The sequence below is a fragment of the Streptomyces litmocidini genome, from assembly GCF_014649755.1.
GTDB classification, from domain to species: domain Bacteria; phylum Actinomycetota; class Actinomycetes; order Streptomycetales; family Streptomycetaceae; genus Streptomyces; species Streptomyces litmocidini.
The window spans coordinates 18,331-42,287 of sequence record NZ_BMTQ01000028.1 but is presented as its reverse complement, the minus strand read 5'-3'; the positions used below and the strand labels follow the sequence as shown (position 1 = coordinate 42,287).

Genomic DNA, 23,957 nt, shown 5'->3' with positions numbered 1-23,957 from the left:
ACCGTTCCACGACGTTGCGGTGTTTGTAGACCTCGCGGTCGAAGGCCGGCGGGCGGCCTCCGTGGCTGCCCCGCCGGGCCCGGTTGCGGACCTGGTCGGCCCGCTCGGGAATCGTGTGCGGGATGCCGCGGCGGCGGAGCCAGGAGCGGATCGCTTTCGAGCTGTAGCCCTTGTCGCCCAGGACGTGGTCGGGCCGGGTACGGGGTCGTCCCGGTCCGATCCGGGGCACCTTGATGGCTTCCATGACGGTGGTGAACCGGGTGCAGTCGTTGGTGTTGCCGCCGGTGACGACGAAGCCGAGGGGACGGCCCCGGCCGTCGCATGCCAGGTGGATCTTGCTGGTCAGACCGCCTCTGGACCGGCCGAGGGCCGGGTCGCGGAGCCCCCTTTTCGGGCTCCGGCCGCATGCTGGTGAGCCCGCACGACGGTGGAGTCGACCGAGACCAGCCACTCGATGTCGCCCGCCGCGTCTGCCTTCGCCTGCGCGGCCCGCAGCATCCGGTCGAACGTTCCGTCCATGGCCCACCTGCGGAAACGCGTGTGGAGCGTGGCCCACGGACCATGGCGCTCGGGCACATCCCGCCAGGCGACACCGGTGCGGAACTTCCACACGATCCCGTTCAGGGCCCGGCGGTCGTCCAGCCGCTTCCGCCCCCGCAACGACGCGGGCAGCAACGGCCGGACGAACTCCCACTCGGCATCGGACAGTTCATGGCGACGTATCACGCCACCATGATCCACCAGCGATGATCATTTGAAGACACCGCCTAGTACTCCAGCCGGAATTTGGTGTCTGAACTGGGACGATGCTGGGGTGTAGTGGGAGGGTGGTTGCTCAGGACGGGTCTCTTTGGGGCCGTCCTGAGCAGCTATTGTCCCGCGTCAGTTTTGTCGCCAACCGTTACCCCAACTCCAAAGTCCCTGAGAAGTGGCGGTTTCGCTGCCAGACCAGCCTCAGCTGCATGAACCGTACGGTGCTGCGCCGCCGGTATGCGCCGGGAGGGTGCGGACGGTGCCGTCGCCGACGAGCTGTCTGAGCAGTCCTTTCGATTTTAATCGGTGGTGTCGCGCTCTGAGGTAGGGCTATGGTGTTGTTCATCTGCTCCCGAACGGGGAGTCGGTGTTGGTTCGTTGAGAAGAAGCAGGAGGTGAGGACATTGATGACTGTCACGGTGACGGGCTCTGCCCGCATTCAGGAGTTCATCGTTCCCGCCCCTGTGGTCTCCGGCTGACACCCATTCGATCCGCGCGCTCGGAGCGCGCCGCCGGGGCCACCCTTCGAAGGGTCCCCCTTGTTCAACGCTCCGCTTCACCCGTTTTCCTCTTCCGCTGTTCAGCACCCGCTCGCCGTCTACGGCTGGGACGAGGGCTGGGAGGCTGAGTTCGCCCCGTACGCCGCCCAGGGCCTGGTCCCGGGCCGGGTCGTCCGGGTCGATCGCGGTCAGTGCGATGTGGCCACCCCTGACGGCGTCGTCCGTGCCGACACCGCGTTCGTCGTTCCTCATGACCCGATGAAGGTCGTGTGCACGGGGGACTGGGTCGCCGTCGACCCCGAAGGCAGTGACCCGCGGTACGCGCGGACGATCCTGCCTCGGCGGACCGCTTTCGTGCGGTCGACGTCGTCCAAGCGGTCCGAGGGCCAGGTGCTGGCCACTAACATCGATCACATCGTCATCTGTGTGTCGCTCGCGGTCGAACTCGACCTCGGGCGGATCGAACGGTTCCTCGCGCTCGCGATGTCCAGTTCGAGCGGTGAGGCACTGCTGCGTACGTCGGCGGACTCCTGGGAGTCCGGCGCCCAGCCGACCGTCGTCCTCAGCAAGGCCGACCTCGTGCCCGACCCGGTCGGGCTCTCCCACCTCGTCGAGGACGTGGAGACGGTCGCGCCCGGCGTGCAGGTGCTGCCGCTCAGCTCCACCACCGGAGAGGGGCTCGACGTGCTCGCCGCGACGATCGCGGGCGGCACGACCGTGCTGCTCGGCGTCTCCGGCGCCGGCAAGTCGACCCTCGCCAACGCCCTGGTCGGCGAGGACGTGATGGACGTCCGGGCCGCCCGTGACGTCGACGGCAAGGGCCGGCACACCACGACCACCCGCAACCTCTTCGTCCTGCCCGGCGGAGGGGTCCTCATCGACACCCCCGGACTGCGAGGCGTCGGACTCTGGGACGCCGAGGCCGGGGTCGGGCAGGTCTTCTCCGAGATCGAGGAGCTGGCCGGGGACTGCCGCTTCCACGACTGCGCCCACGAGTCCGAGCCGGGCTGCGCGGTGGCGGCGGCGATCGAGGACGGTTCGCTGCCCGTGCGCCGTCTGGAGAGCTACCGCAAGCTGATCCGCGAGAACCGGCGGATCGTGGCCAAGACCGACGCCCGGGTGCGCTCCGAGATCCTCAGGGAGTGGAAGCGCATGGGCAGGGAGGGGCAGAAGGCCATGGAGCTCAAGCGTGGCGGCGGCAGGGGCCGGTAGCCCCCGGACCGAGCCGATCGCGATGTCCGAAAACCGCGAGCCGGGCGGTGGTGGCTCCCGCACACTGGGAGCCATGAGGGACGACGACACCCGCTACGAGGCGGTCAGCAGCAGGGATGCGCGGTTCGACGGAGAGTTCTTCTTCGCCGTCCGGACCACCGGCATCTACTGCCGTCCCAGCTGCCCCGCCGTCACCCCCAAGCGGCAGAACGTCTCCTTCTACCCCACGGCCGCCGCCGCCCAGGGCCACGGCTTCCGCGCCTGCCGCCGCTGCCGGCCGGACGCCGTGCCCGGCTCCGCCGAGTGGAACGTCCGGGCCGACGTCGTCGGGCGCGCCGTGCGGATGATCGGCGACGGGGTCGTCGACCGCGAGGGCGTGCCCGGCCTCGCCGGCCGGCTCGGCTACAGCGCCCGACAGGTGCAGCGCCAGCTCACCGCCGAGCTGGGCGCCGGACCGGTCGCGCTGGCCCGCGCCCAGCGGGCCCACACCGCGCGGCTGCTGCTCCAGACCACGGGGCTGCCCGTCACCGAGATCGCCTTCGCGGCCGGATTCGCCAGCGTCCGCCAGTTCAACGAGACGATCCGCGCCGTCTACGCCCGCACCCCCACCGCCCTGCGCGCCGAGGCGGGCAGGGGCGCGGGAGCCCGTACCGCGCTCGCCGCGGGAGTGCCGCTGCGGCTCGCCCACCGGGGGCCGTACGCGGCCGGCGAGGTCTTCGACCTGCTCGCCGCCGAGGCCGTGCCCCGGGTGGAGGAGGTCGTCGGCGCGCCCGGTGCCCGCACCTACCGGCGCACGCTCCGCCTCCCGTACGGCACCGGCGTCGTCTCCGTCGACGAGCGCTCCGGCGGGCGCTGGCTGGAGGCCCGGATCCATCTGGCCGAGCTGCGCGACCTGACCACCGCCGTGCACCGGCTGCGCCGCCTCTTCGACCTGGACGCCGACCCGTACGCGGTCGCCGAGCGCCTCGGGGCGGCGCCCGCGCTCGCCGCCGAGGTGGCGGCCCGGCCGGGCGTGCGCTCCCCGGGCACGGCCGAGCCCGAGGAGTTCGCGCTGCGGACGGTCCTCGGCGCCGAGGAGTCGGCCCGGCTCGTCGAGCTCCACGGCACCCCGCTGGCCACCGCCTGCGGAACCCTCACCCACGTCTTCCCGGAACCCGCCGTCCTGACGGAGCACCCCGTCGCGGGGCCGCTGGCCCGTGCCCTCGTCGACGGAGCCGTACGCCTCGACCCCGGCGCCGACCGCGACGAGGCTGAGCGCGCCCTGCTCACCGTCCCCGGTGTGACGGCCGAGGCCGCCGCGCTGATCCGGATGCGGGCCCTCGGCGACCCCGACGTGCCCCCGACGGACGCCCCGGAGGCGGAGGAGTGGCGCCCCTGGCGCTCCTACGCGGCGCGCTACCTGGGCGCGAGCCCGGCCTGATCGGCAGGACGCCCCCTAACCCAGGAACACCGCGGCCGCCCAGGCGCCCACGACGAGGAGGCAGGCGAAGAGCTCGACGAGCACGCTCGTGCCGGCCGCCCGCATCACCGTCCGGGTCGCCGCCCTGGCCTGGCCGTGACCGCCGAGGCGGAGCCGCTCCGAGAGGTAGATCCCGCCGACGAAGCCGGGGACCGCGCCGACCACCGGGATCAGGACGAAGCCCAGGGCGGCGCCCACCCCCGCGTACGTCACCATGCGCCGGGTGATGCCGACGCCCCTGAGGCGGCGCGGCGGCAGCTGCCAGACGATCACCTGGGTGAGGAGCAGCAGGCCGGTCGAGGAGGCCAGCAGGATCCAGGCCAGGTCCGTGCGTTCGTGCAGCGCCCACCAGAGCATCGCCGCCCACACCAGCCACGTTCCCGGCACGCCGGGCGCGAGCACCCCGAACAGGCCGAGCAGCATCACCGTCCCGATCATCAGGAGCTGCCACACACCCACGCTGCCAGCGTGCACGACGACCGGGGCCTCCGCAGGTCGCGCGGGGCGGACGGGGTACGCGGCGGGAGGGGCGGACCGCCGGGGTCAGGGCGCCAGGGGCAGGGCGGCGGCCACCAGGTTCCGCTCCTTGCGGCTGATCAGCGGGAAGATCAGCTTCAGGACGTTCTCGCTGTTCGGCGAGGAGAGGACGAAGGAGGAGTTCAGGATCCGCTCCTTGACCGCCGAGCGGAACAGGCCGTCGCGCGCGATCGTCATGGTGTGTTCGACCGGCTTGGCGAACACCGGATCCGCCCGGAAGACGAAGAACCGGCGGTCGGTCATCGCCAGGTACATCGGGACCGGCGTCGGCACCACCGTCATCGCGCCGCCGCTGAGGACGGCCGAGGCCACGCCGAACGCGGCGGTGCGGCGTACGGAGACCGTGCTCAGGCCGACGACGCACGTCACCTCCACCCGCTCCCCGGGCTCCAGCATCGGGGTCACGGTGGCCAGCAGGGCGCGACGGCGTCGTCCGTTCATGGGGGCGGGGCTCCTGGAGGTAGAGGCGAGCGGAATCAGCCGCTCACCTTCCCATGCGCCCCCGCGTCAGCCGCGGGCGACCCAGCCCTTCTCGTACGCGTGCCAGCCCAGCTGCAGCCGGGTCGTCACCCCGGTCAGCTCCATCAGCCCCTTCACCCGCCGCTGCACGGTCCGCAGCCCCAGGTCCAGCTGCTTGGCCACGCTCGCGTCCGTCATCCCGGCCAGCAGCAGCGACAGGATCTCCAGGTCCATCGCGTCCGGGCCCGGCGCCTCGTCCTCGGTGATCTGCGCGCCCGCCCCGAGCCGCAGCGGCAGAGCCTCCCGCCACACCGACTCGAAGAGGCCCATCAGCGATTCGAGCAGCCCGCTCGCGTGCACGACGATCGCCGCCGGCTCGGCGCCCCGGCCGGTCAGCGGGACCATGGCCAGGGACCGGTCGGCGACGACCAGCTTCGTGGGGACCCGGTCGGCGACCCGGATCCGCTCCTCGCGGCCCAGCGCCGCGGAGAGTTCGAGCAGCCCCGACGGGAGGGTGAGCACCTCGCGCTCGATCACCACCCGGTAGCGGACCCCGCGCCCGGCCGCCTGCTCCTCGGCGTGGTTTTCCAGGCCGGAGACGGCGATCGGCTTGCCCGTCACCAGGGCGCAGACCTCCTCCTGGGCGCCCAGCTGGAGCTGGAGGAAGCGGTGGGTCACCGCGCTCGCGCCGACCACCACCTCCACCAGGTCGTGCACGGCCGCCTCCGCGGCCTCCGCCCGGTACTCCTCGGCGAGCAGCTTGGCCGCCAGCTCGGCCTGCTCCAGCTCGTGCCGCTGCTGGGTCAGCAGCGCGCCGAGCGCGACCCCGGGCGGCGCCGCGACCCACCGGCCGGTGCGCGCCGAGGACTGGGCGGCGAGCCCCTGCGACTCCAGGCGGCGCAGCGCCCGCTCGGTGTCCTGCTCGGGCAGGGCGAGCCGGTGCGCGAGATCGGTGACCTCGGCCGCGCCCAGCGCGACCAGGGCGCGGTACGCGGATTCCTGGCGTTCGTCGAGCCCTATCGCTCCCAGCATGGATGCCCCACCCCTCGCCGTGCCTCCCGCGGGCGTCCCGGATCTTCCGGGGACGTTCACCGGAGGCATTCGTTCCGTTGGTGACCTGGCGGGAAACGGCCACGGCGTATTCCCGCCTCTCCCATCATCCCTGTACCGCCCTCACCTCTGCCAATGTGGCGCCACCGCAGCACCAACAGCCTCCGGCGAGGGGTGCCTCGTGCCCTTTTTCCGGATTCAGATGGGGAGAGCGATGCGCCCGATTTCGCGTACGGCCCTGGGGGCGGCGACCGCCGTCGCCCTGGCCGTCACCGCGGTCGCGCCGTCCGCGGCCGATGAGCCGCAGGACGACACGACCGGCAAGCGACCGCTGGTCGGCAGCGAGGCCTCGGCCCGCGCCGGCCACGGAGCGAAGAGCGCCACGGTGACCCTGCTCACCGGCGACCGCGTCCTGGTCACCCGGGACGCCGAAGGGAACCCGGCGGCCACGGCCCTGCCCCGGGAGGACGGAACCGTCCCCCTCGTCCAGACCCGCCGCTCCGGCCCGGACCTGTACGTCTACCCCGAGGACGCCACCGCCGCGCTCGCCGCCGGACGCGTCGACGAGGAACTCTTCAACGTCACCGGCCTGATCCGCCAGGGCTACGACGACTCCGCCACCACCACGCTGCCCCTCATCGCCGTCTACGGATCCGACCTCGCCCGTTCCGTCCCCGCCGCCCCCCGCGGCGCCAGGCGCGGCCAGGTCCTCAAGGCCGTCGACGGCGTCGCGCTCAAGGCGGAGAAGAAGCAGGCCGCCACCTTCTGGGCCGACATCGCCACCCCCGCCGCCCGCTCCTCCTCCGGCCTGAAGAAGCTCTGGCTCGACCGCAAGGTCGAAGCCACCCTGGAACGGTCGACCCGGCAGGTCCACGCCCCCGAGGCCTGGGCCGCCGGCTACGACGGCAAGGGAACCAGGGTCGCCGTCCTCGACAGCGGCGCCGACGCCGAACACCCCGACCTCGAGGGCCGCATCGTCGCCTCGGAGAACTTCACCGACTCCGACACCACCGGCGACCGCCAGGGCCACGGCACCCACACCCTTTCCACCGTCGGCGGCTCCGGCGCCGCGAGCGGCGGGAAGAAGAAGGGCGTCGCCCCCGGCGCGGACCTCCTCAACGGCAAGGTCCTCGACGACTCCGGCTCCGGTGCCGCCTCCTGGATCATCGCGGGCATGGAATGGGCCGTCGCTCAGGGCGCCGACGTCGTCTCCATGAGCCTCGGCAGCCCCGTACCCACCGACTGCACCGACCCGATGAGCGTCGCCGCCGAGGAACTCGCCCGGAACGAGGGCACGTTGTTCGTCGTCGCCGCCGGCAACTCCGGCCCGGCGCACAACACCGTCTCCTCGCCCGGCTGCGCGCCCGGTGTGCTCACCGTCGGCGCCACCGACCGCGACGACTCCACCGCCTGGTTCTCCAGCCGCGGCCCGACGACCGTCCACCACACCCTCAAGCCGGAGATCGCCGCGCCCGGCGTCGGCATCTCCGCGGCCGCGGCCGGAGGCCGGGGCGTCCACGCCTACCGGTCCATGTCCGGCACGTCGATGGCCACCCCGCACGTCGCGGGCGCCGCCGCCATCGTCAAGCAGCGCCACCCCGACTGGACCGCCCGGCAGATCAAGTCCGCGCTCGTCGCCTCCGCCGACAGCGGGGTCCCCGGCGACGTCCGCGAGGTCGGCGGCGGCCGCCTCGACGTCAAGGCCGCCATCGACCAGACCGTCCTCGGCGCCCCCGCCGTCCAGGGCGGCACCTTCTCCTGGCCGCAGGACAGGAGCGACCGCACCACGGTCTCCGTGCCGTACACCAACACCTCCGGCGCGCCCGTCACCCTCGACCTGGCCGTCGAGAAGGTCACCGGCAACGACGGCTCCGCCGTCCGGTCGCCCGTCGCCCGCCTCGGCGAGCGGACCGTCACCGTCCCGGCCGGCGCCACCGTCGAGGTCCCGCTCGCCCTCGACCCCGACGCCCGCCTGGAGCGCGCCCAGTACGGCGACGTCACCGGCCGCGTCGTCGCCACCGGCGAGGGCGGCGTCCACGTCTCCACCCCGTTCTCGCTGTACGTGGAGCCCGAGACCGTCACCCTGCGCGTCAAGCTGATCGACCGTCAGGGCGAGCCCGCCTCCGGCGCCTCCTCCCTCGACGTCATCGGCACCGACGACGCCACCGGCGAGCGCCGCTTCAACGACGGGGCCGCCGACCAGGTCTACCGCCTGCGTCCCGGCAGCTACTTCCTCTCCTCCTTCGTCACCACGCCCGACGCGGGAGACGGCGCCACGCTGAACGACTCGCTCAGCTACCTCGGCCGCCCGCAGGTGGAGCTGAAGAAGGACACCACGGTCGTCCTCGACGCCCGCAAGGCCCACAAGCTGTCGGTGAGGACCGACCGGGCCTCCGAACTCCGCGGTGCCACCCTCGCGTTCGCCCGCTCCTGGGACGACTTCTGGCTGCACGCCGGGACCGCCGCGGGACCGCGCACCATCCGCGGCTACTACGCCTCGGTCGAAGGGGCGCCCACGGAGGGCGACTTCGAGTTCGGAAGCTACTGGCGGGCCGCCGCCCCGCAGATCACCTCACTGCGCACGAGCGACGGCCTGACCCTCCACCCCCTCACCGCCTCCACCGGCTCCGACAACCTCGACGGCACCGGCTCCGCCCGCCTCGTCGACGCCGGAACGGGCACGCCGGACGAACTCCGGGCCGCCGGGGTCCAGGGCCGCGTCGCCCTCGTCCGGCTCCCGGACGACTCCACCGGCGCGGGCGCCCCCGCCCGCAACGCCAAGGCCGCCGGAGCCGTCGCCGTCATCACGTACCACCGGGCCCCCGGCCGCTGGTACCCCGCCGGAGGCTTCACCGGCCTCGGGCTCCCCGTCCTCTCCGTCCCGTCCCCGGAGGCGACCGCACTCCTCGGCGAGCTGGCGGCGGGCGAGGTCACCCTCCACTGGAAGGCCACCGCGAAGAGCCCCTACCTCTACAACCTCGCCTTTCCCGGGACCGGCGCGATCCGCGACGACGAGGAGTACCGGGTCCACGACGCCCGGCTGGGCCGCACCGACTCCACCTACGGCTCGACCGGCGTCACCACCGACTTCACGGAATTCCCGGCCGCCTACCGGCCGAACGGCGTCGGCGTCTCCTTCGGCTCCCTGGAGACCGTCCCCGCGCCCGGCACGCGCACGGAGTACTACTCCACCGGTGACACCGCCTGGCTGCAGATGGTCAACAGCAGCTTCCCGTTCGGCGAGATCATGATGGGCGCCCGCCACGCGTACACGCCCGGCGAGCGGCGCACCGAGAAGTGGTACGACGGCGTCATCGCGCCCACCGCGCCGCGCGACGCCACCGGAAGGCCGGTCCTCGCAGCCGAGCGGCAGGGCGACCTCATCGGCTTCGCCGGCGCCCTGTGGGGCGACCGCACCCACCACGCCGAATCCGGCTCCTTCGGCGACATCGGGAACCTGAGCCTCCGCCGTGACGGAGAGCTCATCGGCGAGAGCAGCTGGCCGTTCGGCGTCTTCGAGGTACCGGCCGAAGCCGGGACGTACACGCTCGAACAGAACACCATGAAGATCGGCAGCAAGGTGTGGGCCCGCTCCACATCCGTCAACTCGGTGTGGAAATTCACCTCCAAGCTCGATGAGAGCGTCTATTCTCAGGGCATCCCGATTCTCTTCCCCCGGTACGACCTTCCGGAGGACGGACTCAAGACCCTTGCCGCGAACGACGGCCAGCACATCGGCCTCACCGCGACCGGTCACGCGGGCTACACTCCCGCGGCGCTCACCTCGGCGAAGCTCTCGTACTCCTACGACGGCGGTACGACCTGGACCGAGGCGCGGGTCTCCCCTCAGGGCGACGGCTGGACCGCGACCGTGAACCACGCGGGCGCGACCGGCAAGCAGGTCACCCTGAAGACCGAACTGACGGACGCCGACGGCAACTCCGTCACCCAGACCGTGGTCCGCGCTTACGACGTGCGCTGATCACGCCGGTCCGCCGGGCGTCCTTCCCGTGGGGGGTGGGGTCGCCCGGCGGACCACCCATTTGCAGCAACGGTTTTCCTGGTGTCCCGTTTTCGGACGCCGTCGGCGGTGGACAATAAGGGCATGACTCAGCAGGGGGACAACTGGTGGGACAAGCTCTACGACGAGTCGGCGCCGGACACGGCCCCGACGGTCTCGGGTGACTCGCTCGACGACCACTTCGACACGACGCCCCGCGCGGACCGGGCGCCGAAGCCGGACCCGGCGGCCACGCCGCCGGCCCGGACCACGGCACCCGTGCCGCCCGGTCGGCCCCCGGCACCGCCCGTGCCCCCGCCGCCGGCACCCCCGTCGCTCTCCAGGCCGAGCGGCCCTCCGGACCCGCCGGTGCGCCCGGAGCCGCCGACGCGCCCGGAGTCGCCGGTGCGCCCGGAGTCGCCGACGGGTCAGGCGCCTTCGGCGCCGAACTCTTCACCCGCGCCTCCCGCAGTCCCGGCGCCGCCCGCGCCGCCCGGGGGCCCCGCGCCGGGCGCGCCCCTGCCGTCGCGGCCGTCCGTGGCCCCTGAGCCGCCCGTGGCCTCCGCGCCGCCCGTACCGCCGACGCCTCCCGTGCCGAGCGCGCCCCCCGCGCCCCCCGCTCCCCGGCAGGCGCCCCCCGTGCCCGGTTCGGCGCCCTGGGAGGCGCCCGGAGGCGTCGGGCCGCGGACGTTTCCGGGGCCGCCCCCGCCGCCGGTGGCCGCGCCCGTCGGGACGCCCACCGTCCAGGTGCCCTCGCCCCAGGAGCCCGCACCCGACCCCACCGGCCGGGTGGCCGCGCCCCAGGGGCCGGAATCCGAGGAACCCGGCTCCGGTCCCGACCTCACCGTCGAGGTGCCCGTGTCCGTGCCCCGTCCGAGGACCGGGTTCATCGGCGGCAGGCCGCCCACCTACGAGGCCGAGCCCACCGCGCTGCCCGTCGCCCGCCCCGGCGCGCTCGCCGAACTGGTCGCCGACACCGTCCTCGACGGCGCCCGCTACGGCACCTGCACCCTGCGCGCCGCCTCCGTGCGCGGCGACTCGGCCCGCTACCGGGGCGAGCCCCGCCGGGACGCCCTGCTCACCGCCCGCTTCGGCCACGACGAGACCGCCCTCGTCCTCGTCGCCGTCGCCGCCGGCGCCCGCGCCGCAGAGGACGCCCACCTCGCCGCCGCCGACGCCTGCCGGTGGATCGCCGAGGCCGTCTGCCGCAGCCACGCCCGGCTCTCCGAGGACATCAGGTCCGGCCGCCGAGGCGACCTCAAGTCCGGCCTCCACCGGCTCACCGACCGGACCTACGGCAAGCTGCGGGCCCGAGCAGCCGAGCGGGGCCTCGCCCCCGACGAGTACACCGCGGCCCTCCGCTGCCTCCTCGTCCCCGCCGACCCCGAGTGCCGCACCCGCGTCTTCTTCGGCATCGGCGGCGGCGGACTCTTCCGGCTCCGCGACGGCTCCTGGCAGGACCTCGAACCGCACCTGCCCGAACCGGCCGCCGTCACCGGCGCCCCCGTCGTCGGCTTCGGCTCGCCACCGCCCGCCCCGGAGGCGACCGAGGAGGGGGACCGGCTCACCATGGACCTCGGCATCACCACCGCCCCGCCGCTCGTCGAGGAGCCCGTGCCACCGCCCGCCGAGCCGTTCCGCTTCCGCGCGTCCGTGGCCCGCCCGGGTGACACCCTGCTCCTCGCCTCGCCCGGACTCGCCGAGCCGATGCGCGGCGAACCGGCCCTCGCCCACGAGCTCGCCGCCCGCTGGGCCGACGCCGAGCCGCCCGGCCTCGCCGCCTTCCTCGCCGACACCCAGCTGAGGGTGACCGGTTACGCCGACGACCGTACGGGGGCGGCCGTCTGGGAGGCGTGACCCGCCGGGCCGTGTGTTGATGGAGCCATGGCCAAACAGAACGTTGCGGAACAGTTCGTCGACATCCTCGTCCGGGCGGGCGTCCGGCGCCTGTACGGAGTGGTCGGCGACAGCCTGAACCCGGTCGTCGACGCGATCCGACGCACCAAGGCGATCGACTGGGTCCAGGTGCGGCACGAGGAGACCGCCGCCTTCGCGGCGGGCGCCGAGGCCCAGGTCACCGGCGGCCTCGCCGCCTGCGCGGGCTCCTGCGGGCCCGGCAACCTCCACCTCATCAACGGCCTGTACGACGCCCACCGTTCCATGGCCCCGGTCCTCGCCCTCGCCTCGCACATCCCGTCCAGCGAGATCGGACTCTCCTACTTCCAGGAGACCCATCCGGACCAGCTGTTCCGCGAGTGCAGCCACTACAGCGAGCTCATCTCCAGCCCGAAGCAGATGCCCCGGCTGCTCCACACGGCGATCCAGCACGCCGTCGGCCGCGGCGGCGTCAGCGTCGTCTCGCTGCCCGGCGACATCGCCTCCCAGCCGGCCCCGGAGGGGGCGGCGGAGACCGCGCTCGTCACCACCCGGCCCACCGTCCGCCCCGGGGACGCCGAGATCGACGCGCTCGTCCGGATGATCGACGCCGCCGACCGGGTGACGCTGTTCTGCGGCAGCGGCACGGCGGGGGCGCACGCCGAGGTGATGCAGTTCGCCGAGCGGATCAAGGCGCCGGTCGGCCACGCCCTGCGCGGCAAGGAATGGATCCAGTACGACAATCCGTACGACGTCGGCATGAGCGGTCTGCTCGGATACGGCGCGGCCTACGAGGCCACCCACGAGTGCGACCTGCTGATCCTGCTCGGCACCGACTTCCCGTACAACGCCTTCCTGCCCGACGACGTCAGGATCGTGCAGGTGGACGTCCGGCCCGAGCACCTCGGCCGCCGCTCCCGGCTCGACCTGGCCGTCTGGGGGGACGTCCGCGAGACGCTGCGCTGCGTGGTCCCCCGGGTCCGCGCGAAGACCGACCGGCGTTTCCTCGACAAGATGCTGAAGAAGCACGCCGACGCCCTGGAGGGCGTCGTCAAGGCCTACACCCGCAAGGTCGAGAAGCACGTCCCGATCCACCCCGAGTACGTCGCCTCCGTCCTCGACGACCTCGCCGACGACGACGCGGTCTTCACGGTCGACACCGGCATGTGCAACGTCTGGGCGGCCCGCTACCTCTCGCCCAACGGGCGGCGCAGGATCATCGGCTCGTTCAGCCACGGCTCCATGGCGAACGCCCTGCCGCAGGCGATCGGCGCCCAGTTCACGGACCGGAACCGCCAGGTCGTCTCGCTCTCCGGCGACGGCGGCTTCTCGATGCTGATGGGCGACTTCCTGACCCTCGTCCAGTACGACCTGCCCGTGAAGGTCGTCCTGTTCAACAACTCCTCGCTGGGCATGGTGGAGCTGGAGATGCTGGTCGCCGGACTCCCCTCGTACGGGACGACGAACAAGAACCCGGACTTCGCCGCCATCGCCCGCGCCGCCGGGGCCCACGGCGTCCGGGTCGAGAAGCCCAAGCACCTCGCGGGCGCCCTCAAGGACGCCTTCCGGCACAAGGGGCCGGCCCTGGTCGACGTCGTCACCGACCCGAACGCGCTCTCCATCCCGCCGAAGATCAGCGCCGACATGGTGACCGGCTTCGCGCTCTCCGCCGGCAAGATCGTCCTGGACGGCGGCGTGGGCCGGATGCTCCAGATGGCCCGCTCCAACCTGCGCAACGTGCCCAGACCCTGAGGGTGTCCGGAAAGTCCCCCCTCATGAATGCGGACGGTGAGGCGGGGCATGCATCCCCGTGAGCCTGTTCGACGCGACCTGTGGGTGGGGGATATGGCCGGGGAGGCACGACAGTCGACTCAACTGCTCAGAAAGGTGGGATGCGCCGATCTCACCGCGGTGCCGGAGGTACGCCATGCCCTGCGCGAACTGCTGCGGAAGTGGGGCGGACCGGGCGCCTCCGACGTGGCCGAACTGCTCACCAGCGAACTGGTGACCAATGCCCTGGTCCACACCGAGCACGGGGCCGTCGTGACCGCGACGGTCGTTCCGGAGCAGCTGAGGGTCGAGGTCCGCGACTTCGTGCCCGGACTCGAACGGCCGCACGCACCGCCCGCCGACGACGGTACGCACGGCCGGGGACTCGTCCTCGTCCAGGCCCTGGCCGACTCCTGGGGCGTCGAGGAGAACGGGGTGGGCAAGGTGGTGTGGTTCGAACTGGACGGCGGGGCCGCCTGAGAGGCGGCCCCGCCGGTCTCCTTCCTGTTCCCCCGCTCAGCCGAACTGCTGCTCCAGGTCCTTGAGCTTGCGCTCCAGGGAGTCGAGACGGGGCAGCGCCTGGGTGTCGTCCTCGGCGGTGAGGTCCACCGTCCGGGACTCGCCGGGGCGGGGCTCATCGCCCCTCACGGCTTGCAGGGAGGGCCGGTGCCGAAGCGGCAGCTGTCCGGGGTCCGCTATGGCGGGCTCCGCGACGCTCGCCTGCACGGCCGTCGTCGCGGAGCCCGAACCGCCGCCCGCGCCCGGACCGGCACCCGCGCCCGGACCGGCACCCGTGCCGGACGAAGCGCCGAGGGCCGCCATCTCGACCTGGCGGCCACCGCCGCGGCCGAGCCCGAAGGCGCGGTGCTGTCGGTTGATCGCCTTGAGCCTCGCCCGGTCCAGCTTGACCTGGTCGCGTCGGCGGAGCCGGTTCTGCTCCTTCTCCCGCCGGTCCTCGCGCACCTCGTCGACCGCCTCGTCCAGGGTGCGCACGCCCTCCAGGAGCATCAGCGACCAGGCCGCGAAGGTCTCCCGGGGCGCCCTCAGCCACCGCACGATGCGGATCTGCGGCAGCGGGCGGGGCACCAGGCCCTGCTCGCGGAGCGCCGCCCTCCGGGTCTGCTTCAGCGCCCGGTCGAAGAGGACCGCCGCCGAGAGGGACATGCCGGCGAAGAAGTGCGGAGCACCGTCGTGGCCCATGCCGCGCGGCGCGTGCACCCAGTTGAACCAGGCCGCCGCGCCCGCGAACAGCCAGACGAGCAGGCGCGAGCCGAGGGCCGCGTCGCCGTGGCTGGCCTCGCGGACCGCGAGCACCGAGCAGAACATGGCGGCGCCGTCGAGGCCGAAGGGGACGAGGTACTCCCAGCCCCCGGCGAGGTTCAGGTTCTGCCGGCCGAAGCCGACGAGGCCGTGGAAGGAGAGCGCCGCCGCGACGGCCGCGCAGAGGAAGAGCAGCCCGTACGAGGCGAATCCGTAGACGGCCTCCTTGCGTCTGCGGCGCTCCTCGCTGCGTTCCCAGGAGTCGTCGGCCGAGGCCTGGTCACCGGCGCGCTTCCCGCGCGCGAGCACCGCCACCGCCGTCAGGACTCCGGCCACCATCACGCCGCCCGGAAGCAGCCAGTCCAGCGATATGTCGGTCAGTCTCATGCGGTGTCCCTTGCATCGCAGTAGGGCGTTTGGCGGCCCATACTGGCCGACCCCGTGGGGTGCTCAAGGGGTTTCGGGGCAAGAGCACGCCATCGGGGTCCCGGGGCATGCGAATAGGTGCGATCCGGTCGAACGCCCGTGCAGGAAAAGGGGGTTGAGTTCGATTCGCGTCACTCGAACGGGTGGCGTAATCGCGGCCGCGCGCCGGGAGCCTCAGGCGGTCGCGGTCGCGGTCGCGGTCGCGGTCGCGGTCGCGGTCAGTCGGCGGGCGCGCTCGGCGTCGCGGGTGCGCGGACAGGTGAGACAGGCGTCCTCGGGGCGCAGCGTGTAGAAGAAGCAGCACGTGGCCCGGTCGCGGGTGGCGTGCGGGGCGCCGTCCGCCCCCTCGGTGCCGGCCAGCTCGCGGAAGCCCGCACCGCCCGCGTACGGCTCGTACGGCTCGGAGGTGCCCGGCAGGAGGAGTTCGAGCTCGGCCATCGCCCGCCGCTCCTCGCCGAGCAGGGCCGCGACGTACCAGAGGCCCTCGACGATCTCGTCCGTGGCCATCCCCCACAGGGCCCGGCGGCCGCGCCGCATCCGGGGCCCGAAGCCGTCGAGGACGGCCTCGAAGTGCTCGGCGAGCGAGGCGCGCACCTCGGCGCGCAGCGCCTCCTCGTCGGCGACGACCCGGGCGCCGGGGAGGGCGGCCGCGGGGTCGCCCGGCAGGCAGGCGAACTCCTCGACCCGGACCGCCATGCGGCCGAGCGCCCGCTGGAAGGCCACGTTCCGGACGGGCAGGCGGGGCACCCTGCGGTCCAGGAACCAGGGGAGGGTGACGAGGAGGCAGGCGGGCCAGGCGTACCGGTGCAGTCCGAAGCCCGCCACGACGTCGGGGCGGGCCCGGGTGCCGTGGTCCCGCAGCACCTGCGCGTCGTCCCGGGCGAGGAAGGCGTCGAGGCGGGGGCCGCCGGCCGCGAGCTCGTCCGCGCCGACCCAGCCCGCACCGCTCGGCAGCCGCTCGTCCCGGGCGGGCTCCTCCATCCGCAGGCCGGGGAAGACCTCGGCGAGCCGGGCGTAGGAGGCCGCGACGGGCGAGGCGGGGGGAGCGGGCAACAGGGCGGGGACGGTCATGCGGACCACCGAATCGCGAGCGTTGGCAGGTTAGCCTTACCTTACCCGATTCGGGGTGGCCTCTCACCACCGGAGAGCCCCTCCCACCTGCGGTGGCGGCTCGTATGCCCCGGATGTCGGCCCGTTCGCCTATGGTGCACAGAGGGCCCCGGCGACGCGAGCCGGGCCCGGCACGAGGCCGCAGGAGGACCCGGGTGGAGCAGGGCGCAGCGCGCGAGCGGGCGACGGAGAGGCCGTCCCCGCCCTTCGGCGGCGCCACGGGGGCCGTACGTCCGGAGCCGACGCGCCCGGAGCCGGTCCGCACGCCGTCCACACGCCCGGAGCCGCCGCACGCGGAGTCCGTACGGGTCCCGGAGCAGACGCGCGGCACGGAGCAGGGCCGAGGCCCCGAGCACGCCCGTGGCGAGCACACCCACGGCGAACCGGCCCCCGGCCCCCGCACCGTGCGCAGGCACTCCGTCCGCGGCCAGGTCCTCGAAGCCCTCCGCACCGCCCTCGTCGGCGGTGAACTCCGCCCCGGCGAGGTCTACTCCGCCCCCGCCCTCGCCGAGCGCTTCGGCGTCTCCGCCACCCCCGTCCGCGAGGCCATGCAGCGCCTCGCCGTCGAAGGGGCCGTCGAGGTCGTGCCGAACCGCGGCTTCCGCGTCACCGAACGCACCCCCCGCGAGCTCGCCGAACTCGCCGAGGTCCGCGCGCTCATCGAGGTCCCCGTCATGCTGCGGCTCGCCCGCACGGTCCCGGCCGCCCGCTGGGCCGAGCTCCGGCCGCTCGCCGAGGCCACCGCGACCGCCGCCGCCCGGGGCGACCGCGCCCACTACGCCGAGACCGACCGGGCCTTCCACCGGGCCGTCCTCTCCCTCGCCGGGAACGAACAGCTGCTGGCCGTCGCGGACGACCTCCACCGCCGTTCGCAGTGGCCCCTGATCAGCGCCCCCGCCCTCCGCCACGGCGACCTCGTCGCCGACGCCGCCGAGCACACCGCACTCCTCGACGCCCTGATCGCCCAGGACCTGACCGTCGTCCAGGCCCTGGTGCGAGAGCACTTCGCCGGCTCCGACCGCTGAGGGACGCCCCGCCGGGCCCGCGCCCGGGAGGGGGCGGCGGGACCGGCGGGGCGCCGGTGGCCCGGGGCGTTTCACGAGTCGGTTTCGTCGGCGTGGTACCGGGCACGGTTCGGACGACTAAGGTCGGAGGCGTCAGCCGTCCGCCGTGTCGCGTCACCCGTGAGGTGTCCCCATGCCGTCCGCGAGCCCGTCCCCGGGATGGGGCGGTACGGAAGCCGAGGCCGCCGCGCTCCTCGGCTGGCTCACCGATCCCGAGGCGCCCCGGCTCTGCCTCGTCACCGGCGCCCCGGGCAGCGGCAAGACGGCCCTCCTGGGCCGGCTCGCCGCACACGGCCCGCGCTCCGGACGCTCCCGCCGCCGTACGCCCCGGGTGCTCGTCCCGCTCGCCGGGCAGAGCGCCCTCGGCGCGGCCTGGACGATCGCCGACCGCCTCGGCGTCGTGGCCCGGTCGCCCGGCGACCTCGTCCACGCCCTCGCCACCAGCGAGCCGCGGTCCGCCGGCGGGGCCGTCCTCCTGCTCACGGACCTCCACGCCGCCGCCGAACCCGCCGCGCTCACCCGGCTCATCGCGGAGCTCGCCGGTGTCGGGAGGATCCGCCTCGTGGTGGAGGCCCGGAGCGACACCCCGGCCCCGGCCGCCCTGCGCGCCGAGCGCCGGATCGCCGTCGTCGACCTGGACGGCGGGCCCGAGTCCGCCGACGGCGCCCGGACCGAGCCGGCCCCGCCGCTGCCGGACCTCTCCGACCCGGCCGCCGTCTGCGCGGCCGACCCGCTGCTCGTCACCACGGCGTACGTCACCGGCGCCGCCCTCGCCGGAGTGCCCGGCACCCTCGACGGGCCGGAGCCGTCCGCCCGCCCCGGCGGGGGCGCCGTCGACGAGCACGGCGGGCTCCGGACCGCCTGGATGCGCGCCGGGCAGTCGCTCTGCCGCGAACAGGCCCCTTCGGACAGGGCGTTGGTCCTGCTCGCCGCTCTGGGCGACGGCGCCGACCCCCGGCTCCGCCCCGCGCTCGCCGAGCTCGCGGAGGCCGCGCCGTGGCGGGTCCGGTGGGCCCGTCACCGCGGCGATCTGACACCGCCCTGGCCGGGCCCGGTCACCGTGCTCGGCGCGGCGGGCGGCCCCCTGGAGGGAACCCTCCTCGTCGGCGACCCCACCGGCACCGTGCGTCTGCTCCACGAGGCCGACGCGAGCCCGGCCGGCCGCCTCGCGCACACCGTCCCCGGCCGGATCACCGCGCTGGCGCCCGCGCCCGACGGCACGGTGCTGCTCCTGGACGACCGGGGTCGGCTGCACGCCGTACGGGGAACGGCGCCCAGGCCCCCGTACCTGGAGCGGCTCACCGAGGCGGTCGCGGCGACCCTGGCCCGTCACCCGGGGACGGCCCTCGCGGCGATCGCCGGTTCGGTGGTGGTGGGGGACCGGTTGGGCTCCGTCCACGCCTTCGGCCTGACGGGACTCCACCAGTCGGCCGCGCACAGCGGGCGGGTCACGGCCGTCGCCGCGGTCGAGTCCGAGGCCCCGTTCGTCTGCTCCGGCGGCGCGGACGGGAGCGTCCGGCTCTGGACGCCGGGCCGCACCACGCGCCCCGAGCCCCTCGCCGAACGCCCCTCGCCGGTCGTCTCCCTGCACGCCACCGAGACCCCGCAGGGGCCGCTGGTCGCCGCCGCCTGGGCCGACGGCCTGGTCGAACTCCACCGGCCGGAGGGCGGACCGACGCTCTCCTTCCGCCCGGGCCCCCCGGTCCGCGCGGTCGCGGTCACCGGCGCCGGCTCCCTGCTCGTCGGCACCGACGAGAGTCTGGTGTGCCTCGCGCCGAGGAGCTGATCCGTGTGCGGGACGTCAGCGGGCGTCCCGCACACGGGACTTCAGGTGGCGACCCGGGGCGTCAGCTGGGCCGAGAGCCAGGTCGGCACCCCGCCGAGCAGCTGGAAGAGGCGCCGGGCCTCGGCGCGCAGACGGCCCGCCTCCGGCTCGGTCTCCGTGGTCGCCAGGGCGGTGAGCGCCGGAGCCGTGCCGACCAGGTAGCCCAGCTCCTCGCGGATCCGCAGGGACTCCGTGAAGCCGTGCCGCGCCTCCGCCAACTCCCCTTCGCGCAGGGCCAGTCCGGCGAGGTGCCGCCAGGTGGAGGAGAGCAGGAGCGAGTCGCCCTGGGCGGTCGCCCCCTCGTGCGCCCTGCGGTACGCGGCACGGGCCGCCTGCGGGGAGTCGCCGAGGTTCTGGGCGACGAGCCCGCGCCGGAAGTCCAGGAGGGGGCGGCCGGCGGCGGAGGGGGCGATCAGCGCCGCCGCCCGGCCCAGCGCCATGCGGGCCTCGTCGGCCCGGTCCCGTACCCCCAACAGCGTGGAGGCGTAGGCGAGATAGCCGCGTTCGCAGGCCGCGGCCCCGCGTTCCTCGTCGGTTCCGGCGACGGCCTCGGCCGCCCGCAGCGCCTCCTCGGCGTCGGCCCAGCCCTTCTCGGTGTAGAGGCAGCGCTCGATGAGCAGCGCGGCCCGTTCGAGCGCGGCCGCCGGTTCGGACGCGTGCGGCGCGAGGAGCGCGGCCGCGTCCGTCCAGCAACCTCGGGAGCGGAGCCGCCATATGGCGGTCTCCACGGGTGTCTCCTTGCCGTAGGCGAGGGACGGATCTTCGCCACCCCTTGATTCGGAACCAGACATGGCGGTATCCGCCACATTGCCCTCCCCGAGCGCGCCATCGAGCTGTTGAGTAGGACGGCATCTCAGCACGGATGGGAGCACCCGGCCAAGGGGTCGGGTGAAAGTTTTCACAAGAGTCCGCAGGGGGCGCGGACCCCCGCCCCGGCCGGTTCCGAGCGGCCGCCGGACGGCCGATCGGCCCGTGATCACGCCGGTGATCAGGCCCGGGCCCGGTCCGCGGGCCCCCCGCCGGAGGGCCCGCCGCGGCCCCGTTCACCACTCTTCCGGACTCGCCCGAAGGAGTGAATCGTCGAGGCCCCGGCGAGCCCCGGCCCCTCCGGGCCGGTCCGCCCGGACGGCTCGGTCCGCCCGGGCAGGCCCGCCTCGTCCGGCTCAGCTCATCCGCAGCGCCAGGAAGAAGTCGAGCTTGTCCTCCAGACGGGAGAGGTCACGGCCGGTGAGCTGCTCGATCCGGCCCACCCGGTAGCGCAGCGTGTTCACGTGCAGGTGGAGGCGGGTCGCGCAGCGGGTCCAGGAACCGTCGCAGTCCAGGAAGGCCTCCAGGGTCGGGATGAGCTCCGCCCGGTGGCGCCGGTCGTAGTCGCGCAGCGGGTCGAGCAGCCGGGCCGTGAAGGCGCGCCGGACGTCGTCCGGGACGAACGGCAGCAGCAGCACGTGCGAGGCCAGCTCGTGGTGCCCGGCGGCGCAGACCCGGCCCGGGCGGGCGGCGGCCACCCGGCGGGCGTGCCGGGCCTCCTCCAGGGCCCCGCGCAGGCCCTCCGCCGACGCCACGGCCGCGCTGACGCCCAGCGTGAGGCGCCCGTCGCCGTCGAGGCCCGCGGAGAGCGGCGCCCGTACGGAGGCGAGCAGCGCGTCCGCGTGGAGTCCGAGGGCGGGGGCCGGGCCCTCGTCCTCGCTCTCCGGCAGCGGGCCCGCGGCCAGCGGCACCAGGGCGATCGCCTCGTCGCCGCTGTGGGCGACCGCGATCCGGTCGGCCGACTCGGCGCCGATGGACGCCGGGTCGACGAGGACCTCCTCCAGGAGCGACTGGGCGACCGGCCCGCCGTCCACGGGGGCCTGACCGGCCTCCTGGTCCCACTCCACGCGGGCGACGACCACCTGCCAATGCGGGGCCGTGCCGAGCCCGGGCAGCAGCACCGGGGCGGCGACCCGCAGACGGGCCGCGATCTCGGCGGGCGCGGCGCCCGTCTGCACCAGCTCCAGGACCTCCTGGGCGAGCCGGCGCCGCACCGTACGGGCCGCGTCGCGCCGGTCCCGTTCGACGGCGATCAGCTGGGTGACGCCCTGGAGCAGGTCGAGCCGGGCGGCGGGCCAGTCCCCGGCGTCCGCCTCGACGGCCAGCAGCCAGTCCGACAGGACCGTCTCGCGCACGTCCCGGGAGGCGGGCGCGGCGCCCCGGCCCGTGTTGCGGATCGGGAAGAGCGAGTACGCCGTTCCGGCGACGCTCAGCCGGTGGGGGCCGCGCCGGCCGGTGCGGGTGGCGGCCAGGTGCTCACCGGCCAGGGTGGCGGCGAGCCCGGTCTCCAGGGGTTCGCCCGCGCCCGCGATCTGGCGGCCGGTGGGGGAGAGGACCCAGGCCCGCAGGTCCAGGTCGGAGCCGAGGAGATCGAGGACGACCTCGGGTCCGCCGCCCGCCGGCCCGGAGGTCATGAGCCGCCGGTGCCGGTCGACGACGGCCGCCAGGTCGCCGGCCCGCTCGCCGGAGACCTGTCGAACAACGTGTTCGGTGATCGTCGCGAACGCAACGGACTCGTTCACTGCGAACAACGGCAGCCGGTGGCGCGAACACGCCTCCACGAGATCGTCGGGAATGTCGCCGAGCTCCGCCTCGCCCGCCGCGAGGGCGGCCACCCCGGCCGAGGCCAGGATCCGGACGAAGGGCTCGGCGTCGGCCGGGTCCGTCCGCCAGGCGAGGCCGGTCAGCACCAGCTCGCCGCCGGACAGGTACCGGCTGGGATCCTTGAGGTCCGTCGTCATGACGCCTCGGACGGTCCGGTCCAGCTCGTCCTCGCCGCCGAGCAGGCGCAGCCCGAGCGCGTCGTTCTCCAGCAGTGCGCGCAGCCGCATCGTGTCGCCGCCGTTCCTTCGTTCGGTGATGGTGGTGTCGCGTTGTCGACGGTGGCGCGGTGCCACCGTTTCCAGGGGGAAACGGAGAGGTTTCTGTTCTCCATCGTTCGTTCGAATCTACAAGACGACGACGGGCACCAGCCAACTCCTTCATGTTTTCGGTGACTGCACCCCGGGCGACAGTGGCTTGTGTACTAGGCCACACACCGCGTGAACAGCACATGAACACGACGTCGAGGGCCGGCCGTCCCCCCGGACCCACTAGCTCGACCCCCGATCACCAGAATCACTAGAAGAGAGCCACCATGGACTTCCTTCGCCCCGCCAGCTGGGAGGAGGCGCTCGCCGCCAAGGCCGAGCACCCCACGGCCGTGCCCATCGCCGGTGGTACCGACGTCATGGTCGAGATCAACTTCGACCACCGACGACCCGAGTACCTCCTGGACCTGAACCGCATCGAGCTGCTGCGCCAGTGGGAGGTCGGCGAGGAGAACGTGCGCCTCGGCGCCTCCGTTCCGTACACGCAGATCATGGAGAACCTGCGCGCAGAGCTCCCGGGTCTGGCGCTGGCCTCGCACACGGTCGCCTCCCCGCAGATCCGCAACCGCGGCGGCGTCGGCGGCAACCTCGGCACCGCGTCGCCCGCCGGCGACGCCCACCCGGCCCTGCTCGCCGCGGGCGCCGAGGTCGAGGTCGAGTCGGTGCGCGGCAACCGCTTCATCCCGATCGACGAGTTCTACACGGGCGTGAAGCGCAACGCGCTCCAGCCCGACGAGCTCATCAAGACCGTCCACATCAAGAAGGCGGACGGCCCCCAGCAGTACTCCAAGGTCGGCACCCGCAACGCGATGGTCATCGCCGTCTGCGCCTTCGGCCTGGCCCTGCACCCGGAGACCCGGACCGTGCGCACCGGCATCGGCTCCGCCGCACCGACCCCGATCCGCGCCAAGGAGGCCGAGGCCTTCCTGAACGCGGCCCTGGAAGAGGGCGGTTTCTGGGACAACGGCAAGATCATCACCCCCTCGATCGCGAAGCAGTTCGCCGACCTCTGCTCGGCCGCCGCCAACCCGATCGACGACGTCCGCGGCACCGCCAAGTACCGGCGCCACGCCGTCGGCATCATGGCTCGCCGCCAGCTCGGCTGGACCTGGGAGCAGTACCGCGGCGCCGGCCGCACGCTTGAGGGAGCTGCATAACCATGCGCGTCAATTTCACGGTCAACGGTCGTCCGCAGGAAGCCGACGACGTCTGGGAGGGCGAGTCCCTCCTCTACGTTCTGCGTGAGCGCCTGGGGCTTCCCGGCTCCAAGAACGCGTGCGAGCAGGGCGAGTGCGGCTCCTGCACGGTCCGCCTCGACGGCGTGCCGGTGTGTTCGTGTCTGGTCGCCGCCGGTCAGGTCGAGGGCCGCGAGGTCGTCACCGTCGAGGGCCTGGCGGAGTACGCCAAGGAGCGCGAGGCGCACGGCGGTTGCGCCACGGGCGCCTGCGGCGGCACCTCGGTCGACGCCGCCAAGAAGTGGGAGGCGAAGCCCGCCCAGGACTCGCAGACCGGTGAGGGCGTCGAACTCTCGCCGATCCAGCAGGCGTTCATCGACGCCGGCGCCGTCCAGTGCGGTTTCTGCACCCCCGGCCTGCTCGTCGCGGCCGACGAGATGCTGGAGCGCAACCCGTCCCCGACGGACGCGGACATCCGCGAGGCGCTCTCCGGCAACCTCTGCCGCTGCACCGGTTACGAGAAGATCCTCGACGCGGTCCGCCTCGCGGCCGCTCGCCAGGAGCGTCAGGGAGAGGCGGTCTGAC

At 74.1% G+C, this 23,957-nt stretch carries 17 protein-coding genes and 1 pseudogene; 10 read left to right on the top strand and 8 right to left on the bottom strand.

What is annotated here, in order from left to right:
- Nucleotides 1-726, bottom strand: a pseudogene (locus IE180_RS36965) (IS5 family transposase); the annotation flags it as partial.
- 566 nt (nucleotides 727-1,292) lie between these two features.
- Between IE180_RS36965 and rsgA the strand changes: the two are divergent.
- Both rsgA and IE180_RS34380 read left to right on the top strand, forming a co-directional pair.
- Nucleotides 1,293-2,465: a ribosome small subunit-dependent GTPase A gene (rsgA, locus tag IE180_RS34385; RefSeq protein ID WP_190160880.1), complete on the top strand. Its 1,173-nt coding sequence runs from the start codon at nucleotides 1,293-1,295 to the stop codon at nucleotides 2,463-2,465.
- A gap of 73 nt (nucleotides 2,466-2,538) precedes the next feature.
- Nucleotides 2,539-3,885, top strand: a complete 1,347-nt coding sequence (locus IE180_RS34380; RefSeq protein WP_229861199.1) for a DNA-3-methyladenine glycosylase 2 family protein — start codon at nucleotides 2,539-2,541, stop codon at nucleotides 3,883-3,885.
- Nucleotides 3,886-3,900: 15 nt separating this feature from the next.
- Here IE180_RS34380 and IE180_RS34375 read toward each other — a convergent pair whose 3' ends face one another.
- From IE180_RS34375 to IE180_RS34365, 3 genes are all read right to left on the bottom strand, one after another.
- The gene (locus tag IE180_RS34375) at nucleotides 3,901-4,383 is read right to left on the bottom strand and encodes a DUF456 domain-containing protein (RefSeq protein ID WP_190160878.1); all 483 of its coding nucleotides are present in this window, start codon (nucleotides 4,381-4,383) and stop codon (nucleotides 3,901-3,903) included.
- Nucleotides 4,384-4,467: 84 nt separating this feature from the next.
- Nucleotides 4,468-4,902, bottom strand: a complete 435-nt coding sequence (locus IE180_RS34370) for a hypothetical protein (RefSeq protein WP_190160877.1) — start codon at nucleotides 4,900-4,902, stop codon at nucleotides 4,468-4,470.
- A gap of 66 nt (nucleotides 4,903-4,968) precedes the next feature.
- Entirely contained in the window at nucleotides 4,969-5,952 is a 984-nt protein-coding gene (locus tag IE180_RS34365; RefSeq protein ID WP_093873459.1) for a helix-turn-helix transcriptional regulator, read from the bottom strand.
- A gap of 232 nt (nucleotides 5,953-6,184) precedes the next feature.
- On the opposite strand from IE180_RS34365, the gene IE180_RS34360 reads away from it, so the two are divergent.
- From IE180_RS34360 to IE180_RS34345, 4 genes are all read left to right on the top strand, one after another.
- Nucleotides 6,185-9,952 carry a S8 family peptidase gene (locus tag IE180_RS34360; RefSeq protein ID WP_190160876.1) on the top strand — a complete coding sequence of 1,256 codons (3,768 nt, stop codon included), beginning with the start codon at nucleotides 6,185-6,187 and terminating at the stop codon, nucleotides 9,950-9,952.
- 123 nt (nucleotides 9,953-10,075) lie between these two features.
- Nucleotides 10,076-11,827 (top strand): protein phosphatase 2C domain-containing protein, encoded by a 1,752-nt coding sequence (locus IE180_RS34355; RefSeq protein WP_190160875.1) that lies wholly within the window; start codon nucleotides 10,076-10,078, stop codon nucleotides 11,825-11,827.
- 27 nt (nucleotides 11,828-11,854) lie between these two features.
- Nucleotides 11,855-13,597: a pyruvate dehydrogenase gene (locus IE180_RS34350; RefSeq protein ID WP_190160874.1), complete on the top strand. Its 1,743-nt coding sequence runs from the start codon at nucleotides 11,855-11,857 to the stop codon at nucleotides 13,595-13,597.
- A gap of 93 nt (nucleotides 13,598-13,690) precedes the next feature.
- Entirely contained in the window at nucleotides 13,691-14,095 is a 405-nt protein-coding gene (locus IE180_RS34345) for an ATP-binding protein (protein ID WP_190160873.1), read from the top strand.
- Nucleotides 14,096-14,131: 36 nt separating this feature from the next.
- Here the strand turns inward: IE180_RS34345 and IE180_RS34340 are convergent, their stop codons facing one another.
- Entirely contained in the window at nucleotides 14,132-15,262 is a 1,131-nt protein-coding gene (locus IE180_RS34340; protein WP_190160872.1) for a DUF2637 domain-containing protein, read from the bottom strand.
- 213 nt (nucleotides 15,263-15,475) lie between these two features.
- Nucleotides 15,476-16,372: a (2Fe-2S)-binding protein gene (locus tag IE180_RS34335; protein ID WP_190160871.1), complete on the bottom strand. Its 897-nt coding sequence runs from the start codon at nucleotides 16,370-16,372 to the stop codon at nucleotides 15,476-15,478.
- Between the two features lie 194 nt (nucleotides 16,373-16,566).
- On the opposite strand from IE180_RS34335, the gene IE180_RS34330 reads away from it, so the two are divergent.
- Together IE180_RS34330 and IE180_RS34325 are read left to right on the top strand one after the other, a co-directional pair.
- Nucleotides 16,567-17,436 (top strand): GntR family transcriptional regulator, encoded by an 870-nt coding sequence (locus IE180_RS34330; RefSeq protein WP_190160870.1) that lies wholly within the window; start codon nucleotides 16,567-16,569, stop codon nucleotides 17,434-17,436.
- A 172-nt stretch (nucleotides 17,437-17,608) separates the two neighbouring features.
- Nucleotides 17,609-19,261, top strand: a complete 1,653-nt coding sequence (locus IE180_RS34325; RefSeq protein ID WP_190160869.1) for a WD40 repeat domain-containing protein — start codon at nucleotides 17,609-17,611, stop codon at nucleotides 19,259-19,261.
- A 41-nt stretch (nucleotides 19,262-19,302) separates the two neighbouring features.
- On the opposite strand, the gene IE180_RS34320 is transcribed toward IE180_RS34325, so the two are convergent.
- Both IE180_RS34320 and IE180_RS34315 read right to left on the bottom strand, forming a co-directional pair.
- Nucleotides 19,303-20,091 (bottom strand): hypothetical protein, encoded by a 789-nt coding sequence (locus IE180_RS34320; protein WP_190160868.1) that lies wholly within the window; start codon nucleotides 20,089-20,091, stop codon nucleotides 19,303-19,305.
- A 372-nt stretch (nucleotides 20,092-20,463) separates the two neighbouring features.
- Nucleotides 20,464-22,158: a PucR family transcriptional regulator gene (locus tag IE180_RS34315; protein ID WP_190160867.1), complete on the bottom strand. Its 1,695-nt coding sequence runs from the start codon at nucleotides 22,156-22,158 to the stop codon at nucleotides 20,464-20,466.
- Nucleotides 22,159-22,463: 305 nt separating this feature from the next.
- On the opposite strand from IE180_RS34315, the gene IE180_RS34310 reads away from it, so the two are divergent.
- Together IE180_RS34310 and IE180_RS34305 are read left to right on the top strand one after the other, a co-directional pair.
- Nucleotides 22,464-23,354: an FAD binding domain-containing protein gene (locus IE180_RS34310; RefSeq protein WP_190160866.1), complete on the top strand. Its 891-nt coding sequence runs from the start codon at nucleotides 22,464-22,466 to the stop codon at nucleotides 23,352-23,354.
- Between the two features lie 2 nt (nucleotides 23,355-23,356).
- Nucleotides 23,357-23,956 carry a (2Fe-2S)-binding protein gene (locus IE180_RS34305; protein ID WP_190160865.1) on the top strand — a complete coding sequence of 200 codons (600 nt, stop codon included), beginning with the start codon at nucleotides 23,357-23,359 and terminating at the stop codon, nucleotides 23,954-23,956.
- Nucleotide 23,957 lies beyond the last annotated feature (1 nt).

Excerpts from the sequence above, each read along its gene's own strand:
- IE180_RS34380 (WP_229861199.1), top strand. The coding sequence starts at position 2,539 with ATGAGGGACGACGACACCCGCTACGAGGCGGTCAGCAGCAGGGATGCG.
- IE180_RS34370 (WP_190160877.1), bottom strand. The coding sequence starts at position 4,902 with ATGAACGGACGACGCCGTCGCGCCCTGCTGGCCACCGTGACCCCGATG.
- IE180_RS34365 (WP_093873459.1), bottom strand. The coding sequence starts at position 5,952 with ATGCTGGGAGCGATAGGGCTCGACGAACGCCAGGAATCCGCGTACCGC.
- IE180_RS34360 (WP_190160876.1), top strand. The coding sequence starts at position 6,185 with ATGCGCCCGATTTCGCGTACGGCCCTGGGGGCGGCGACCGCCGTCGCC.
- IE180_RS34355 (WP_190160875.1), top strand. The coding sequence starts at position 10,076 with ATGACTCAGCAGGGGGACAACTGGTGGGACAAGCTCTACGACGAGTCG.
- IE180_RS34350 (WP_190160874.1), top strand. The coding sequence starts at position 11,855 with ATGGCCAAACAGAACGTTGCGGAACAGTTCGTCGACATCCTCGTCCGG.
- IE180_RS34345 (WP_190160873.1), top strand. The coding sequence starts at position 13,691 with ATGGCCGGGGAGGCACGACAGTCGACTCAACTGCTCAGAAAGGTGGGA.
- IE180_RS34340 (WP_190160872.1), bottom strand. The coding sequence starts at position 15,262 with ATGAGACTGACCGACATATCGCTGGACTGGCTGCTTCCGGGCGGCGTG.
- IE180_RS34335 (WP_190160871.1), bottom strand. The coding sequence starts at position 16,372 with ATGACCGTCCCCGCCCTGTTGCCCGCTCCCCCCGCCTCGCCCGTCGCG.
- IE180_RS34325 (WP_190160869.1), top strand. The coding sequence starts at position 17,609 with ATGCCGTCCGCGAGCCCGTCCCCGGGATGGGGCGGTACGGAAGCCGAG.
- IE180_RS34320 (WP_190160868.1), bottom strand. The coding sequence starts at position 20,091 with ATGTCTGGTTCCGAATCAAGGGGTGGCGAAGATCCGTCCCTCGCCTAC.
- IE180_RS34315 (WP_190160867.1), bottom strand. The coding sequence starts at position 22,158 with ATGCGGCTGCGCGCACTGCTGGAGAACGACGCGCTCGGGCTGCGCCTG.
- IE180_RS34310 (WP_190160866.1), top strand. The coding sequence starts at position 22,464 with ATGGACTTCCTTCGCCCCGCCAGCTGGGAGGAGGCGCTCGCCGCCAAG.
- IE180_RS34305 (WP_190160865.1), top strand. The coding sequence starts at position 23,357 with ATGCGCGTCAATTTCACGGTCAACGGTCGTCCGCAGGAAGCCGACGAC.